The 16,350-nt window shown below is 69.6% G+C and carries 13 protein-coding genes; 9 read left to right on the top strand and 4 right to left on the bottom strand.

The window, feature by feature from the left end:
• The first annotated feature begins 10 nt into the window (after positions 1–10).
• On the top strand, positions 11–739 hold the full coding sequence (cobM, locus tag ACV22Z_RS07825; protein WP_448075734.1) for a precorrin-4 C(11)-methyltransferase: 729 nt from the start codon (positions 11–13) through the stop codon (positions 737–739).
• Between the two features lie 199 nt (positions 740–938).
• On the opposite strand, the gene ACV22Z_RS07830 is transcribed toward cobM, so the two are convergent.
• Positions 939–2,114 (bottom strand): MFS transporter, encoded by a 1,176-nt coding sequence (locus tag ACV22Z_RS07830; RefSeq protein WP_448075735.1) that lies wholly within the window; start codon positions 2,112–2,114, stop codon positions 939–941.
• 127 nt (positions 2,115–2,241) lie between these two features.
• Between ACV22Z_RS07830 and ACV22Z_RS07835 the strand changes: the two genes are divergently transcribed.
• The gene (locus ACV22Z_RS07835; protein ID WP_448075736.1) at positions 2,242–2,748 is read left to right on the top strand and encodes a MarR family winged helix-turn-helix transcriptional regulator; all 507 of its coding nucleotides are present in this window, start codon (positions 2,242–2,244) and stop codon (positions 2,746–2,748) included.
• A 248-nt stretch (positions 2,749–2,996) separates the two neighbouring features.
• On the opposite strand, the gene ACV22Z_RS07840 is transcribed toward ACV22Z_RS07835, so the two are convergent.
• The 3 genes from ACV22Z_RS07840 to ACV22Z_RS07850 all read right to left on the bottom strand — a co-directional run bounded on the left by ACV22Z_RS07840 (position 2,997) and on the right by ACV22Z_RS07850 (position 8,242).
• Positions 2,997–3,701, bottom strand: a complete 705-nt coding sequence (locus ACV22Z_RS07840; protein ID WP_448075737.1) for a glutathione S-transferase N-terminal domain-containing protein — start codon at positions 3,699–3,701, stop codon at positions 2,997–2,999.
• Positions 3,702–4,159: 458 nt separating this feature from the next.
• Positions 4,160–5,284, bottom strand: coding sequence for a porin (locus ACV22Z_RS07845; protein WP_448075738.1), 1,125 nt, complete (start codon positions 5,282–5,284; stop codon positions 4,160–4,162).
• A 246-nt stretch (positions 5,285–5,530) separates the two neighbouring features.
• Complete coding sequence (locus tag ACV22Z_RS07850; protein WP_448075739.1) at positions 5,531–8,242, bottom strand: LuxR C-terminal-related transcriptional regulator; 2,712 nt, start codon at positions 8,240–8,242, stop codon at positions 5,531–5,533.
• Positions 8,243–8,566: 324 nt separating this feature from the next.
• Between ACV22Z_RS07850 and ACV22Z_RS07855 the strand changes: the two genes are divergently transcribed.
• The 7 genes from ACV22Z_RS07855 to ACV22Z_RS07885 all read left to right on the top strand — a co-directional run bounded on the left by ACV22Z_RS07855 (position 8,567) and on the right by ACV22Z_RS07885 (position 16,309).
• Positions 8,567–9,490, top strand: coding sequence for a hemerythrin domain-containing protein (locus ACV22Z_RS07855; RefSeq protein WP_448075740.1), 924 nt, complete (start codon positions 8,567–8,569; stop codon positions 9,488–9,490).
• 18 nt (positions 9,491–9,508) lie between these two features.
• Positions 9,509–10,489, top strand: coding sequence for a quinone oxidoreductase family protein (locus ACV22Z_RS07860; protein WP_448075741.1), 981 nt, complete (start codon positions 9,509–9,511; stop codon positions 10,487–10,489).
• Between the two features lie 10 nt (positions 10,490–10,499).
• Positions 10,500–11,348, top strand: coding sequence for a TauD/TfdA dioxygenase family protein (locus ACV22Z_RS07865; RefSeq protein WP_448075742.1), 849 nt, complete (start codon positions 10,500–10,502; stop codon positions 11,346–11,348).
• 153 nt (positions 11,349–11,501) lie between these two features.
• Entirely contained in the window at positions 11,502–12,557 is a 1,056-nt protein-coding gene (locus tag ACV22Z_RS07870; protein ID WP_448075743.1) for a 3-keto-5-aminohexanoate cleavage protein, read from the top strand.
• Positions 12,558–12,726: 169 nt separating this feature from the next.
• Positions 12,727–14,055, top strand: a complete 1,329-nt coding sequence (locus ACV22Z_RS07875) for an MFS transporter (RefSeq protein ID WP_448075744.1) — start codon at positions 12,727–12,729, stop codon at positions 14,053–14,055.
• Positions 14,056–14,086: 31 nt separating this feature from the next.
• Entirely contained in the window at positions 14,087–14,662 is a 576-nt protein-coding gene (locus ACV22Z_RS07880; protein WP_448075745.1) for an RBBP9/YdeN family alpha/beta hydrolase, read from the top strand.
• 480 nt (positions 14,663–15,142) lie between these two features.
• Positions 15,143–16,309 (top strand): ABC transporter substrate-binding protein, encoded by a 1,167-nt coding sequence (locus ACV22Z_RS07885; RefSeq protein WP_448075746.1) that lies wholly within the window; start codon positions 15,143–15,145, stop codon positions 16,307–16,309.
• Positions 16,310–16,350 lie beyond the last annotated feature (41 nt).

Here is a 16,350-nt window from a genome sequence, read left to right on the forward strand (position 1 = left end):
GAGTGTTTCAATGACGGTGTATTTCATCGGCGCGGGTCCCGGCGACCCGGAGCTGATCACGGTGAAGGGCCAGCGCCTCGTGCGCACGTGTCCGGTGATCCTGTACGCGGGCTCGCTCGTGCCTGAGGCCGTGCTCGACGGCCATCGCGCGGAGCAGGTTGTCAACACGGCAGAACTCGATCTCGACGCGATCGTTGCGCTGCTCGCCGACGCGCACGCGAAGGGGCAGGACATCGCGCGCGTGCATTCCGGCGATCCGTCGCTGTACGGCGCGATCGGCGAACAGATTCGCCGTCTGAAGGCGCTCGGGATTCCATATGAGATCGTGCCGGGGGTGACGGCCACCGCCGCGTGCGCCGCCACGCTCGGCTGCGAACTGACGCTGCCCGGCATCGCGCAGACGGTGATCCTCACGCGCTACGCGGGCAAGACGACGATGCCCGAAGGCGAGACGTTCGGTTCGCTCGCCGCGCATCGCGCGACGCTCGCGATCCATCTCGGCGTGCGCCATCTCGCGAAGATCGTCGACGACGCGCTACCGCACTACGGGCCCGACTGCCCGGTCGCGGTGATCTATCGCGCGAGCTGGCCCGACGAGGAACGCGTCGTCGGCACGCTCGCCGACATCGTCGGCAAGGTCGCGGGCACGCGCATCGAGCGCACCGCGCTGATCCTGATCGGCCGCGTGCTCGATGCGCAAGGGTTCGCGGATTCGACGCTGTACGCGAGCGAAGGGTAGGGCCGGGCGGTCAGAAGCCGCGGCGCGGGCCCGGCAGCCGTCGTCGCGCCGGCGACAACCATTCGGTCAATGTGTTGCGCAACGCGACGACACCCGGCAACTGTTCGAACTGCAAATCATGACCGGCTCAACGGCATGCAGCGCAGCGCCGCACCGATCGCGCGCCGCACGCGCAGGTCGGCCGTCATGTCACGCTCGATCACGCGCGCGCAACCCGCCGCGCGACCTGCGGCGCGAAACCGGCCGCGAGCGCGAACAGCGCGATGCACAGGCATGCCATCGCGATCCACGCAGGCGTCAGGTCCGCGAGATGCTGGCGGACGACGCCCGCCGCGAACGGGAACAGGCCCGCGATCAGGTAGCCGACACCCTGCACGAAGCCCGTCAGCGATGCCGCGTCGGCCGGCGTCGCCGCATGGTCGACCGTGACGATCAGCGACAGCGGGAACAGCGCGCCGATGCCCGCGCCCATCAGCAGCGCGGCGGGCAGCGCGAGCGTTTCCGGCGCCACGAGCATCAGCACGAGCCCGACGAACAGCGCGGCGATTGCCGCAACCAGCACCGGCCGGCGGTCGGGCACGCGATCGATCGTCGCCGAGACGGTGAGGCCGGCCACGACTTCCGCGAGCGTGACGCCGCCCAGCAAGCCGCCCGCCGCCGCGGGCGACCAGCCGAGCCGCATGTAGAACGGCGGCAGCCACGCGAGCACCAGCGTATAGGCGCCCGTTGCGATCCCGAAGAACAGCGCGAGCCGCCACGCGTGCGCGGAGCGCGACGGCCGTGACGCCAGCGCCGACGGCGCGGCGATCGTCACGCCGCCGCGGCTCGCGACCGGCCACGCGCATGCGGCCGCAACGGCCGGCACGGTCCAGCACGCGAGCGCCGCGAGCCAGCCCCAGCGCGTCGCGACGAGCGGTGCGGCGACGCTTGCAAGCACCGCGCCGCCCATGATCGACGTCGAGTAGACGCCCATCACGCCGCCGATGCGCGTCGCGAAGTTCGCTTTCACGAAACCGGGCAGCAGCGCCTGCACCATCGCAATGCCGACGCCCGCGCAGCACGCGCTCGCGAGCAGCAGCCACGCGTGCTGCGCGCCGACGCGCACCGCGCACGCCAGCCCGATCAGCACGATGCCGATCCCCACGCCGCCCGCGATTCCCGGCACGCGCTGCAGGCGCCGCGCGCACAGCGCGCCGAGCCCCATCAGCAGGATCGGGATCGTCGTGAGCAGGCTCGCGGTGCTGTCGCCGATGCCGGTCGCGCGCTGGATCATGTCGAGCAGCGGGCCGACCGCCGCGAGCGCCGGGCGCAGGTTCAGCCCGACGAGCACGATCGCGGCGAGCCGCCATCCGGGTGAGTTGAAACGATTCTTCATGAGAGGCCTCGGAGTCGAAAGCGGCATCCGGGCAGGGCGCCGCGCGTTTTGGTATAAATTGTCTCGACGTCAAGATAATTGCTGATTTATCTCGACGTCAAGATAACTTGTTCGCCGAGGAGGGTTAATGGATCGAGCCGCACAGGCGGTCGCGCAATGGCGCGACGAACGTCCGGATCTCGACGCGTCGTCGATGCTCGTGATGGGGCGGCTGCAGGAAGCGGCGCTCGTGATCGCGCGCGACCGTCTCAATCCGCTGTTTGCGCGCTACGGCATGCAGCCGGGGGAGTTCGACGTGCTCGCGACGCTGCGCCGCAGCGGCGCGCCGTTCGCGATGACACCGACCGCGCTGTACGACGCGCTGATGATGTCGTCGGGCGGGATGACGGCGCGCATCGACCGGCTGCAGAAGGCGGGCTGGGTCGAGCGCCGGCCGAATCCGGCCGATGGCCGCGGCACGCTCGTCGCGCTGACGGATGCGGGCCGCGTGCTGATCGACGATGCGGTGGTCGCGCATATCGAGAACCAGCAGGCGATGCTCGCAGCGCTGTCGAATGCCGAAGCGGCGCAGCTCGCGCGGCTGCTCGGGAAGCTGCTCGCGGGGTTGGGCGCGACAGGCGGTGGAATCGGTTAGTCCGGCCGTGTGGCCGGAAGGCTGGCGGCGGTGATTTGCGCGGCGATTCGGGGCGGGGCAGGCGGCATCGGTCGCGCAGGCGGCGGAATCGGCGGGTGCGGGTTTGTGCCCGCGCATTCACGCCGATTCACGCCGATAGCCGACCAGGCTTCGCGGTCTTCGATCGACCGCATCGGCGCATCGCGCAAGGCTGCGGGGCAACCGATGGCCAGCGACCGGCGCGGCGGCAGCCGCACCGGCCGCAGGGATCAGTTGCGCGCCGGGATATTGAGCCCGCGTGCGACAGCGGGGCGGGCGACGAACGCGTCGAGCGCGCGCGCGACGTGGCGGAATTCGCTGAAGCCGACCAGGTCGCCCGCTTCGTAGAAACCGACCAGGTTGCGCACCCACGGGAAGATCGCGATGTCGGCGATCGTGTACGTGTCGCCCATCATCCACTTGCGGTTGGCGAGGTGCGCGTCGAGCACCGCGAGCAGCCGCTTCGATTCGTCGACATAGCGGTCGCGCGGACGCTTGTCCTCGTATTCGCGGCCGGCGAACTTGTGGAAGAAGCCGACCTGGCCGAACATCGGGCCGATGCCGCCCATCTGGAACATCACCCACTGGATCGTCTCGTAGCGGCCCGCGAGATCCTTCGGGATCAGCTGGCCTGTCTTGTCCGCGAGGTAGATCAGGATCGCGCCGGATTCGAACAGCGCGAGCGGCTTGCCGTCCGGGCCGTTCGGATCGAGGATCGCGGGGATCTTGTTGTTCGGGTTCAGCGACAGGAACGCGGGCGAGAGCTGGTCGTTCGTGTCGAAGCGCACGAGATGCGGCTCGTACGGCAGGCCGGTTTCCTCGAGCATGATCGACGCCTTGACGCCGTTCGGCGTCGGCAGCGAGTAGAGCTGCAGGCGGTCGGGATGCTGGGCCGGCCATTTTTGCGTGATCGGGAAGGCGGACAGATCGGGCATGGAGGGTTCGCTTGTCGGGGTGGATCATCCGCGTGTCCGCCGCACCGCCGCGCGTGGCGCCCGTTTCGCGTGTCCGGAACGGGCGGTTGCGCCGGCGGGCGCGGCGGGCCGCGCCAAAGGGGCCACTGTAGCCGATCCGCGCAATCGGTGCTGGGAGCGGCCGCCGGGCTTACTTGCCGAAAGCTTTGTCGCCCGGCCGGCGATAGACGATCGGAGCCGCGAACCGGGCGCTGCGGGTTCGGCGCCCGGAGCCAGGTGTCCGCATCCGCGTGCCCCGCAAGGCGTTCCCAGTTGGGCGCTCTCGACAAGGTGTCCCAGGCTACGAACACGGAGTCAGGCGTCCCCCGACTAGGCGTCCGCGACTAGGCAACCGTAGCTACGCGCCCCAGCTAGGCGCCCCCAGCTACGCGCCCCGAACTAGGCGTCCCCAGCTACGCGCCCCGAACTAGGCGTCCCCCTCAAAAGTTATGCCGGATCCCGACCATCGCGGCCGTCGTGCCGACGCCCGGCGCGACCGGCTGCCCGTACACGAGCATCTGGTCCATCGTGCCGCGGTTGTTCACGTGGCCGACCTGCGCATACACCATCGTGCTTTTCGACAGGCTGTAGTCGGCCGCGAGCACGACCGCCGTCGATTTGTTCGCCGAACGATTGCGGTCCTTCAGGTAGTACACGGCCGACGTGACCTGCAGCGCGGGCGTAAAGCGATACCCGACGCCCGCCGACATCATGTCGAAATTCACCTTGTCCGAATGCGCGGGATTCTTGCCGTTCCCGTACGAAGCCGACACCGAGAAATCGTGAATCGTGTACTTCGCGCCGAAGTACATGAACCGGTTGTTGTCGACGCCCGTCGGCGTCGAGCCGGGCGCCGGGTTCGTGTCGTGGCCGTTGTAGTAGACGGCGGCGACATTCAGTCCGTAGTTCGAATACTTGAGCACGGCCGACTCGCGCGTGCCGCCCTGGATCTGCCCGGCGACGCCGCCCGGTGCGTATTCGAGCGCGACCGACACGCCGCCGAACGTCGGCGACTGGTAGACGAGCGCATTGCTGTCGTACAGCGCGCCGATCGCGCCGTTCGTGCTCGTGCCGGGCCAGCCCGCCGCGGTGTTGATGCCGAGCCATGCGGTGAGGACGCTGCCGAAGAACTCCGCGTTGCGCACGTCGGTGTCGGCCATCGCGTAGATCATCGGCACGACCTGGCGGCCCGCGGTAAAGCTGCCGAACGGGCCCGACACGCCGACCGACGCGACCTGGTTGAAGATCGCGACCGCGCCCGGCGTGTCGCTCAGCTGAAGCTTGCCGGTGCCGCTGTCGAACGAGCCCTGCAGCTTGAAGTTGACCTTGTAGCCACCGCCGATGTCCTCGCTGCCCTTGATCCCCCAGAAGCTCGAATAGATCCCGCCGTCCTTCATCCGGAACACCTTGCCGGTGTTCGGCGCAGTCGGGCTGAACGACGCGGCCGACGTGCTCTGGTACAGCATGCCGGTGTCGATCACGCCGTACAGCGTGACGGAGGATTGCGCGTGCGCGAGCGCCGACCAGGCGGACAGCGCGGCAAGCGCAGCCAGTTTCGTCTTCATCGAAGTCTCCATTCTTGTGTGATGACCGGACGGGAGCGAGCCGGCCCGGGTACAGCGGGGGAAATCGTCACGCGAGGCGGGCCGCCAGCGAGGGCGACGCCGGGTTGCGTCATGGGGAAAGACTACGCAACGACGCGCGGCCGCTCCCCCCCACGCACGGGGGGCAGGGTTACGGAGAATCGGCGGGAAAGAGGGGCGCTATCGCGCGCCTTTTGGCAGGACTGATTGCGGGGCCTGCAGCAGGAGTTATTGCGCGCTTTCGAGCAGCCCGAGCACCAGCGCGCGGCGCACCGCGTGCTTGCGCGAACTGGCGTCGAGCTTGCCGAACAGGTTCTTCAGGTGCCACTTCACGGTTTCCTCGCCGACGGCGAGCGCGACCGCGATTTCCTTGTTCGACAGGTTCCGCGCGAGCAATTCGAGGATCGCGCGCTCCTTCGGCGTCAGCACGACGCTCGGCACCGCGCGCGGCCCGGCCGCGCTGCGCGGCGCGGGCGGCACGACGCGCGGCGGCGGCAGCGCATGCCGCGGCTGACCCGCGCCCGCGGCATCCTCGTCGCTGACGCGGCGCGCCCAGTCGGCGACGGCCGGATGCGCGTCGGCGAGCGTGCGGGTCAGGCCGAACACGTCCGCGAGGTTCATCGCCTCGACGAGCCGCGCGCGGCCGCCGTGGCCCGACTGTTCGAGCGCGAACGCGCTGAGCGCCATGATCTCGATGCGCGCCCGACCGACGTTCATCTCGCGAGCGAGCGCCGCCGCTTCGTCGAGCGCCGCGCACGCGTCCTCCCAGCGGCGCGCGGCAAGCGCCGCGCCCGCATGCGCGCTCGCCTGCAACAGCACGACGGGGCGCCGCCACAGCGCCCCGTGGGCCGGGAATTCGGCCGCGGCGATCGCATCGATCCGCTCGACCAGCGCGTGACAGGTGGCCTCGCGATAGCGCGCCGCGTGGATCCGCACCTGCTCGGCGAGGCTCGCGACCGACAGCCGCGGCAACGCGCGCGCGATGCCCATCGCGTCCAGCGCTTCGAGCAGGTCGATCGCGCGATGCTCGACGCCGCGCAGCATCGCGATGCGCGCCGCGGTGCAGTAGCCGAGCAGCACCGTGTCGGGGATACCCGCGTGCTCGAGCACGTCGAGCCGGTTTGCGAGCAGCGCGGCCGCCTGGTCGACGCGGTCGGCCTCGTACGCGATCGCCGCGCACATCGCCGCGAACATGCAGGTCAGCGGATGGCGGCGCCCGAGATCCGCTTCCGCGCGGACCAGCGCGGGCGACAGCACGTCGTCCGCGAGCCGCACCTGCCCCTCCCACAGATAGCTGAGGCCCGTGATCAGTTCGCCCCAGCGCGCGACGTAGCCGAATTCGGCCGCCTTTTCAGCGCGCTCGCTGCGCGGTGCGGCCTGCTGGAAGCGGCGCGCCTGCGCCGGTTCGCCGAGGATGATCGCGCGCGCCGACAGCCGGTTCGCATGCATCTGCGCAAGCCAGGTTTCGGTCGGTGGCGCGAAGTCCGCCCACGGTTCGAACAGCTCGACGAACCCGTCGATCTCGTCCGCGTAATACGCGGCGGCGCTCAGGATCAGCGCGCATTCGTAACGCATCGCGCGCGGCGTGTCGGGCGCGGCAAGGATGCCCGCGATCTGCCGCCGCGCCTCGACGTGTCGCTCGCCGAGCGCCAGCGCCCACGCGACCGCGATCCGCAGCGTCGGGCGCTTGTCGAGCTCGGCATCGGGCAGTCGCGCGAGCCAGTCGAGCACGTCGTTGATGCGGCCTTCCTTGATCGCATCCTCGAGGCAGCGCTGCGCGAGCGCATAGGCCGTCTCGAGCTGGCCGGCCGCGTACGCGTGGCGGGCCGCCTCGTCCGTCATTCCGTGCGCGTCGAGCCAGGCGGCCGCACGCGCGTGCAGGCCGCTCGCTACGGCGTCCGGGCCGGCCGCGAGACGATCGCGCAGCGCGTCGCGCACCAGCGGATGCAACCGGCACCAGTCCGAGTCGTCCGATGCGATGAAGAGCGGCGTGTCGCGCGCGAGGCGGGCGAGGCGCGCGGACGCGCCGGTGTCGTCGAGCAGCGCGTCGCACAGCGACGGGTGGAGGCGATCGACGACGCTCACGTGCGTGAGGAACGCCGTGTCGTCCGCGGACAGGTTCGCGAGCAGCAGTTCGACGAGCCGGTCGCGCGTGCCGCCAGCGCGCGCGGCGAGCGCGTCGACAGCCTGGCGCGGATCGGCCGCGCGCGCCATTGCGGCCATCGCGAGCTGCAGCCCGAGCGGCCAGCCGTCGACGCGCTCGAACAGCCGCGCGCAGGCGTCGGTATCGACACGCTGCGCGAAGCGCGCGCCGACCAGTGCGATCGTCTCGTCAAGCGTGAAGCGCAGCCAGTCGGCGCCGACCAGCAGGCATTGGCCGCCCGCGAGCAGGTCGGCGGCCGCCTGGTCGAGCCCGCGCCGCGCGGCGACGACGACGCGCAGGTTCTGCGGCGCGTTGTGCAGCACGTAGGTCAGCGCGTCGAGGCCGGCGGCGGGCAGCCGCTCTGCCTCGTCGACGATCAGCAGCGCGTCGATCGACAGTTGCGCGACTTCGGCGAGCCACGCGGTCATCCCCTCCAGCGCGCGCGCCGGATCGGGCGCGCCGCGTGCGATCAGCCTCCCGAAGCCGGGCCGCGCGCAGCCGGTCCGCACGGCCTGTACGAGCCCCTGCAGCAGCCGCGGCGCATCGTCGCGCTCGTCCGCCGACAGCCACACGACCGCGCGGCCGAGCGCCAGGTATTCGCGGCGCCACTGCGCGAGCAGCGACGTCTTGCCGTAGCCGGCCGGCGCCTGCACGAGCGTGATCGCGCGTTCGTCGAAGCCCGGCGCCGACAGGCTCAGCCGCGCGCGGGCGAGCAATTGCGCAGGCACGCGTGGCGCGGTCGTCTTCAGTACCAGCTCGGTGGGGGCGGCGTCGGCGTGATCGGGTGGGTGGGCCATCAGGGGAGCGGGTCGGAATGTCGGAGTGTCGGACTCCCGGCGTTGCCGTGCGGGCCAGCGTCCGGTGTGGAACGTGGAGGGAAGGATCGACCGAACCCCCTTCGTGCGTCAATCCCCCCCCGTCACGAGTGGGGCCGCAACGGCACGGCGCCGATAGCATCGGTTCCAGCGAATCACGCATGGCACGACGGGCACCGACGACGGCAGCATCGATCGATCGGTTCCGACGAATCACGAATGGCACGACGGAGAGGACACCCATGACGACTGCATCGAACGGAACGCGGCACCGCGTGCCGCTCGCCGGATAAGCGGAGCGGCACGATGTATCGCCATCTGCTCGTGACGGTCGACGGCGCGCCCGGCGGCATCGACGCGGTCGGCCATGCGCTGGAGCTTGCGCGGGCAATGAGCGCGCGGGTCACGTTCGTGCTGCCGGATGCGCTGCCGGATGGGCGGTCTGAGGCCGCGCCGGACTCGTATTTACCCGGAGCGCGCACGCCGGAGCACGGTGCGAAAGTGGAAGCGGCCGCGCGGGCGCAGGGCGTGTCGTTCGCGATCGCGCCCGCCGGCCGCACGCCGCTCTGGGAGCTGGCGAGCGTGCTCGGCTGCGACTTGGTCTGCGTCGCGGCGCTGCCGCCCGGCGCCGACGCCCACGCATGCACGCTGCGGCAGCGTCTGTACGCGGCGAGCGGCGTGCCGGTGCTCGTGTGCGCGGTGCCGCACTCGCCGGCCGCAGCGCGCGTGATCGCCCGCTGTCTCGACGCGCACCGCGCAGTGGCCGCGCTGCTGCACGCGCTGACGCGCTGCGCGGCGCATGCGGGCGAACCGGGGCGCGATGCCGTCGCGTGCCGCCGCGTGCTGGCGGATCTCGCCGGCCTGCAGGCGCGGCGGTTCGGCGCGGGTGCCGAAGCACGCCTGTTTGCCGCGTTGCGCTCGCGCACCGAGAGCGTCGCGGCCGAGCTGGACGAACTCGACCGCCAGCATCGCCGCGATGCGCAGGCACTCGACGCGCTGGCGCGGATGGCCGATGGCGCGCTGCCGAGCGCCGAATTCGACGCGGCGCTCGCCCGCTACGCGCGCGGCGTGTTCGAGCAGATGGGGCGCAAGGAGGGTGTGATTTTCCCGGCGGCGCGGCGCTACCTGAGCGACGCCGACTGGACGGAACTGGATGAGGGCCCGGCGGACGATGCAGCCGCGACGCCGGGCGCAGACGAACCCGAGGATGCGCCGCGCGCATCCGACTGACTTACCACGGAGAAACACATGGCACATGCAGTGCGATTCCATCAAACCGGCGCCCCGGACGTGCTGCGCTGGGAAAGCGTCGAGGTCGGCGCGCCGGGGCCTGGCGAAGTGCGCGTGAAGCACGCGGCGGTCGGGCTCAACTTCGCGGACACCTATTTCCGCAGCGGCCTTTACCCGGTGCCGCTGCCGTCGGGTATCGGCGTCGAAGCGGCAGGCGTGGTCGAAGCCGTCGGCGCCGGCGTGACGAATGTCGCGGTGGGCGATCGCGTGACCTATACGGGCTTCATCAACACGCTGGGCGCATACAGCACCGAGCGCCTGGTGCCCGCCGCGCCGCTGATCAGGCTGCCCGACGCGATCGCGTGCGACACCGCGGCCGCGATGACGATGCGCGGCCTCACGTCGGCTTACCTGATGCGCCGCATCCACGCGTTCAAGGAAGGCGACACGATTCTGCTGCACGCGGCGGCCGGCGGCGTCGGCCTGATCGTGTCGCAGTGGGCGAAGCTGCTGGGGCTGAACGTGATCGGCACGGTGTCGAGCGAAGCGAAGGCGGAGATCGCACGCGCGCATGGCTGCGACCACGTCGTCCTCTATCGGCAGGAAGACATCGCGAGCCGCGTGCGCGAGCTGACGGACGGCAAGGGCGTCGACGTCGTGTTCGACAGCATCGGCAAGGACACCTTCGACGCGTCGCTCGATTCGCTGAAGCGCCGCGGCCTGCTGGTGTGCGTCGGCACCGCGTCGGGCCCGATCCCGCCGTTCAATCCGCAGCTGCTCGCGATGAAGGGCTCGCTCTACATGACGCGCCCGGCGCTCGCCGACTACATCGCCGATCCGGCCGAGAAAGCGGAACTGGCGGGCGAACTGTTCGACCACGTCGCCGCCGGACGCATCCGGATCGAGATCAACCAGCGCTACGCGCTCGAGGACGCGGTGCGCGCGCATCGCGACCTGGAGGCGGGCAAGACCACGGGTTCGTCGGTGTTCGACGTCTGAGGAGGCGGCCATGCGAGTCGAACCACTGACGTGCGCGATCGGCGCGGAGCTGTCCGGCGTGAGTCTCGCGGACGCTGCGCACGACAACGGCCTGTTCGCCGAGATCCGCGCACTGCTGCTGAAGCACCGCGTGCTGTTCCTGCGTGACCAGGACATCACGCGCGCCGAGCACGTCGCGTTCGCGCGGCGCTTCGGCGAACTCGAGGATCATCCGGTCGCGGGCAGCGATCCCGATCACCCGGGCCTCGTGCGGATCTACAAGTCGCCGGAGCAGCCGAACGACCGATACGAGAACGCGTGGCACAGCGACGCGAGCTGGCGCGTGGCGCCGCCGTTGGGTTGCGTGCTGCGCTGCGTCGAGTGCCCGCCGGTCGGCGGCGACACGATGTGGGCGAACATGGTGCTCGCGTACGAGAACCTGCCTGCGCACGTGAAGGAGCAGATCGAGGGCTTGCGCGCGCGGCACAGCATCGAGGCGAGCTTCGGCGCGGCGATGCCGATCGACAAGCGGCTCGCGCTGAAGGCGCAGTATCCGGACGCCGAGCATCCGGTCGTGCGCACGCATCCGGAGACGGGCGAGAAGGTGCTGTACGTGAACGCGTTCACGACGCACTTCACGAACTTCCACACGCCGGAGCGCGTGCGCTTCGGGCAGGACGCGAACCCGGGCGCGGGGCAACTGCTGCAGTACCTGATCAGCCAGGCGTATATCCCCGAATACCAGGTGCGCTGGCGCTGGACGAAAAACAGCGTCGCGATCTGGGACAACCGCAGCACGCAGCATTACGCGGTGATGGACTATCCGCCGTGCGTGCGCAAGATGGAACGCGCGGGGATCGTCGGCGACGTGCCGTTCTGAGCGAACGATCGGCACACGTTTGACGCGGCACACAAGACACAACGCGCGCGACACAACACACGAAGCAAGCGAAACAAGCGAAACGCGGCGCGGCGCCACGACGGCGCGGCGCACATAACGATTCAAGCAGAACGATTCAATCTGGAGGACGACATGCAATTTCTCGACGATTCGCTGCACCCGGAAAACCAGGACAAGGTCGTGATCACGGTCGCGCCGTACGGCCCCGAATGGATGCCCGAGGATTTCCCGGAAGACATCCCGGTGACGATGGACGAGCACGTGCAGAAGGCGGTCGACTGCTACAACGCGGGCGCGACGGTGCTGCACATGCACGTGCGCGAACTCGACGGCAAGGGCAGCAAAAGGCTGTCGAAATTCAACGAGCTGCTCGGCCTGCTGCGCGAGGCAGTGCCCGACATGATCCTGCAGGTCGGCGGCTCGATCTCGTTCGCGCCGGAAGGCGAGGGCGCCGACGCGAAGTGGCTGTCCGACGATACGCGCCACATGCTCGCCGAGCTGACGCCGAAGCCCGACCAGGTGACGGTCGCGATCAACACGGTGCAGATGAACATCACCGAGCTGATGGACCGTCGGGACATCGCCGGCACGTCGCTGAACGAAGCCGCGTACTGGGAAGCCTATCGCGAGATGACGGTGCCGGCCGGCCCCGGCTGGGCCGACGAGCATCTGCGCCGGCTGCAGGCGTCCGGCATCCAGCCGCACTTCCAGCTCACCGGCATGCATTCGCTGGAAACGCTCGAGCGGATGATCCGCCGCGGCGTGTACTGCGGCCCGCTGAACGTCACGTGGGTCGGCATCGGCGGCGGCTTCGACGGCCCGAATCCGTACAACTTCATGGAGTTCGTGCGGCGCTGCCCGGATGGCGCGTGCATCACGCTCGAATCGCTGATGAAGAACGTGCTGCCGATCAACACGATCGCGATGGCGATGGGCCTGCATCCGCGCTGCGGGATCGAGGACACGATCATCGACCAGAAGGGCAACCGGATGACGTCGGTGCAGCAAATCGAGCAGTGCGTGCGGATCGCGCGCGAGCTGGGCCGCGAGATCGCGACCGGCAAGGAAGCGAAGGCGATCTACAAGATCGGCGTGCAGTACGACAGCGTCGACGAGACGCTCGCGCAGCTCGGGATGGCGCCGAACCGCCGGCCGGGCCAGGTGAACGTGCCGCTGCGCGCGGCCTGATACGGCGCGCTGACGGGCGGCCGGCCGTCGCGGCCGCCGCCCGACGATCGTGATCGTTGTGGCGTGGCACCCATCCTTGCGCGTGGCGCAAGGCGGACTCCGGCCAACGGAGCGGGGCCACGCAAACCGTGCCGGCGCGCCGACGCGCGCGGCACCGGAGGAGACACGCATGCTGATTCATCATGTCGAGCCGTCGATGCAGGACCTCGCCGCGGCCCGCCGCCGCGCGCCCGCGTTCGCGTGGCTCGTGTTCGGGCTGACCGTCGGCCTGTTGCTGTCCGATTACATGTCGCGGCAGGTGCTCAACGCGGTGTTTCCGCTGCTCAAGCATGCGTGGGGGCTGTCCGACACGCAGCTCGGCTCGCTGAGCGGCATCGTCGCGCTGCTGGTCGGCGTGCTGACGTTCCCGCTGTCGGTGCTTGCCGACCGCTTCGGCCGCGTGCGCAGCATCGTGCTGATGGCCGCGCTGTGGAGCCTGGCGACGCTGGGCTGCGCGATGTCGACCAACTACACGGAGATGCTCGTGTCGCGCGGGCTCGTCGGGCTCGGCGAGGCCGCTTACGGCAGCGTCGGCGTCGCGCTGATCCTCAGCATCTTCCCCGCGCATCTGCGCGCCACGCTGACCGGCGCATTCATGGCGGGCGGTGCGTTCGGCTCGGTGTTCGGGATGGCGCTCGGCGGCGTGGTCGGCGCGCATCTCGGCTGGCGCTGGTCGTTCGGCGTGATGGCCGCGCTCGGGCTCGTGCTGCTCGTCGCGTACCGCTGCGTCGTTACCGAGCAGCGGCTCGCGGCCTGCCGCGCGGAACCGTGCCGGCGCGATTCCGGTGCATCCCGCAGCGTGCGCGGCAGCCTGCGTACATTGATGACGGGCCTGTTTTCGTCGCGCTCGGTGATCTGCGCATACGTCGGCAGCGGGCTGCACCTGTTCGTGCCGGGCGCGATGTTCGCGTGGCTGCCGAGTTACCTGAACCGCTACTACGCGATGGCGCCCGACCGCGCCGCGGTGCTCGCGGCGGGCTTCGTGCTGCTCGCCGGCATCGGGATGGTCGGCTGCGGGATCGTCACCGACCGGCTCGGCAAGGCCGACGGATCGCGCAAGTGGCTGACCGCGATCGTCTATTGCCTGCTGACGTGCGCGAGCCTCGCGCTCGCGTTCCGGCTGCCGCCCGGGCCGCTGCAGCTCGCGCTGATTGGCGTCGGGATGCTGGTCGGCGCGGGGGCGTCCGGCGCATCGGGCGCGATGGTCGCGAACCTGACGCCCGCCGCGATCCACGCATCGGCATTTGCAACGCTCACGCTCGCGAACAACCTGATCGGCATGGCGCCGGGGCCGCTCCTGACCGGCTTGGTCGCCGATCGCGTCGGGCTCATCGGCGCGCTGCAATGGATTCCCGTCGTGCCGCTCGCGGCCGCGGTGATGTTCGCGATCGGGCGGTCGAGCTACGCGGCCGACCTCGCACACCTCGAACGCGCGCGGCGCGCGCCCGCTCATTTCTGAAATTCGTGAATTGAACCCCTACGGAGGCTGCATGACCCTGGCGAAAGCGCCCACCATCCTGATCGTGCCCGGCTTGCGCGATCACGTTGAAGACCACTGGCAAACGCATCTCGCACGGCGCCTGCCGAACGCGCGGTCGGTCGCCCCGCTCGAACACGACAAGCTGAGCCGCGCCGCGCGCGTCGCGGCGCTCGACGCGGCGCTGGCGGCGATCGACGGCCCCGTGATCCTCGTCGCGCACAGCGCGGGCGTGATGATCACCGTGCACTGGGCGCAGCACGCGACGCGCGCAGTCCAGGGCGCGCTGCTCGTCACGCCGGGCGATCTCGAAGCGCCGATGCCCGCGCCGTATCCGTCGATCGAAGCAATCCGGGACAACGGCTGGCTGCCGGTTCCGCGCGAACGCCTGCCGTTTCCGAGCATCGTCGCGGCCAGCCGCAATGATCCGCTGGCGCGCTTCGAGCGCGTCGAAGCGCTCGCCGCGGGATGGGGCAGCCGGCTCGTCGATCTCGGGGATGTCGGGCATATGAATCCGGCGTCGGGGTATGGCGAATGGCAGGACGCCGAGCGGCTGATTGCCGATGTGCAGGCGCTTGACGGAGATTGAGCGCCGGCTGGCCGGGCAAGGCGAGATGCATGCGCCGCCGGCCACTTTTCCCAACCTGAATTCTCAGTGGGCAGACGACCTCATCGATGCTGCCCGACGCACCGCGCTCAGTCAGCGTAGTCTGCTGCGACGCCCATCATCCTTCCCGTCTCCGCCTCGCATCCTGTCGTCGGACGTATGCATGCCCGCGTCGCCGCGCCAGTCTCCACGTCGCGCAGTCACGCAGTCACGCAGTCACGCAGTCACGCCGAACCGGTTCCACGTCGTCATTTTTCGATGTACGACGTCTTAACACGCCGAATCGCCGATAGCCGGAATCCCGCCAATTCCACCCTGCATGCGAATCGACATACGGCGGAAGGGTTTTGTTAGGGAAACTCCCGCCCCGTTTGTCACGGTTTTTTGTTGACCGACATCGTATAACAAAGTCATGATTTCCCGAAAGAAAGGTCCCATCCACCTGACCGCAAGCGAGGAGACATGAACTCATCCAGGATCGCGCGCCGCGTCCGCCGCATCGCCTTGGCGCTGGGCTTCACGCTGTCGGCTGCGGCGGCTGTCGCCGCGCCGGTATCGATCAACGTCGTCGACGTCGCGGGCAACCTGCAGCTCACGCAAAAAGCGATCGAGGCGTTCAGGGACAAGAATCCGAACCTCGTGTCGAACGTCACGTTCACGAACGCGCCGGCGCCGCAGTTGCCGGGCAAGATCAAGGCGATGCAGGCGGCAGGCCGCTCCGACATCGACCTCGTGCTGACCGGCACCGACGCACTCGCGGCCGGCATCGAGCAGAACCTGTGGCTGAAGCTGCTGCCCGACAACGCGGGCGCGTTCCCCGGCGTGCTCGACAAGTACGCGCCGGGCCCGCGCAAGATGCAGGATCTCGCGCAAGGCTTCGGCCTCGCGGTCACGTACATGCCGGCCGGGCCGCTGCTCGAATACAACCCGGCGAAAGTGAGCGATCCGCCGAAGACGCCCGCGCAACTGCTCGCATGGTGCAAGGCGCATCCGAACAAGCTGATCTACGCGCGGCCGGCGAACTCGGGCCCGGGCCGCACGTTCCTGATGGGGCTGCCGTACGTGCTCGGCGACAAGAACCCGCAGGATCCGATCAACGGCTGGGACAAGACCTGGGCGTTCCTCAAGGAGCTGAACGACTGCGTCCCGTACTACCCGGGCGGCACGTCGGCCGTGATGAAGGAACTCGGCGAGGGCACGCGCGACATGACGGTGACCGTCACCGGCTGGGACCTGAACCCGCGCGCGCTCGGCATCGTGCCGGCCGAGTTCCGGATCCAGGCGCTCGACAACATGACGTGGGTCAACGACGCGCACTACATGGTGATCCCGAAGGGCGTGCCGAAAGAGAAGCTCGACGTGCTGTACAAGCTGATGAACTTCCTGCTCGAACCGCCGCAGCAGGCGATGACCTACGACGACGGCTACTTCTACCCGGGCCCGGCCGTGAAGGGCGTGACGCTCGAAATGGCGCCCGCGCACAGCCAGGAGGTGATCAGGAAGTTCGGCCGTCCCGAGTACGCGAAGCTGCTCGTCGACCGCCCGCACGTGCAGCCGCTCAACGCGCAGGCGATGGTCGCCGCGTTCCAGAAGTGGGACCGCGAGATCGGTTCGCAGAAGTCGAAATAACGCACCGAAGTCACGTACCGAAGCCAGGCAACGAAAAACCG

The sequence above is a fragment of the Burkholderia sp. PU8-34 genome (genome assembly GCF_053427725.1).

What these genes read in the sequence shown, in the direction of transcription:
- cobM (WP_448075734.1), top strand. Translation starts at nt 11, where the DNA reads ATGACGGTGTATTTCATCGGCGCGGGTCCCGGCGACCCGGAGCTGATC.
- ACV22Z_RS07830 (WP_448075735.1), bottom strand. Translation starts at nt 2,114, where the DNA reads ATGAAGAATCGTTTCAACTCACCCGGATGGCGGCTCGCCGCGATCGTG.
- ACV22Z_RS07835 (WP_448075736.1), top strand. Translation starts at nt 2,242, where the DNA reads ATGGATCGAGCCGCACAGGCGGTCGCGCAATGGCGCGACGAACGTCCG.
- ACV22Z_RS07840 (WP_448075737.1), bottom strand. Translation starts at nt 3,701, where the DNA reads ATGCCCGATCTGTCCGCCTTCCCGATCACGCAAAAATGGCCGGCCCAG.
- ACV22Z_RS07845 (WP_448075738.1), bottom strand. Translation starts at nt 5,284, where the DNA reads ATGAAGACGAAACTGGCTGCGCTTGCCGCGCTGTCCGCCTGGTCGGCG.
- ACV22Z_RS07850 (WP_448075739.1), bottom strand. Translation starts at nt 8,242, where the DNA reads ATGGCCCACCCACCCGATCACGCCGACGCCGCCCCCACCGAGCTGGTA.
- ACV22Z_RS07855 (WP_448075740.1), top strand. Translation starts at nt 8,567, where the DNA reads ATGTATCGCCATCTGCTCGTGACGGTCGACGGCGCGCCCGGCGGCATC.
- ACV22Z_RS07860 (WP_448075741.1), top strand. Translation starts at nt 9,509, where the DNA reads ATGGCACATGCAGTGCGATTCCATCAAACCGGCGCCCCGGACGTGCTG.
- ACV22Z_RS07865 (WP_448075742.1), top strand. Translation starts at nt 10,500, where the DNA reads ATGCGAGTCGAACCACTGACGTGCGCGATCGGCGCGGAGCTGTCCGGC.
- ACV22Z_RS07870 (WP_448075743.1), top strand. Translation starts at nt 11,502, where the DNA reads ATGCAATTTCTCGACGATTCGCTGCACCCGGAAAACCAGGACAAGGTC.
- ACV22Z_RS07875 (WP_448075744.1), top strand. Translation starts at nt 12,727, where the DNA reads ATGCTGATTCATCATGTCGAGCCGTCGATGCAGGACCTCGCCGCGGCC.
- ACV22Z_RS07880 (WP_448075745.1), top strand. Translation starts at nt 14,087, where the DNA reads ATGACCCTGGCGAAAGCGCCCACCATCCTGATCGTGCCCGGCTTGCGC.
- ACV22Z_RS07885 (WP_448075746.1), top strand. Translation starts at nt 15,143, where the DNA reads ATGAACTCATCCAGGATCGCGCGCCGCGTCCGCCGCATCGCCTTGGCG.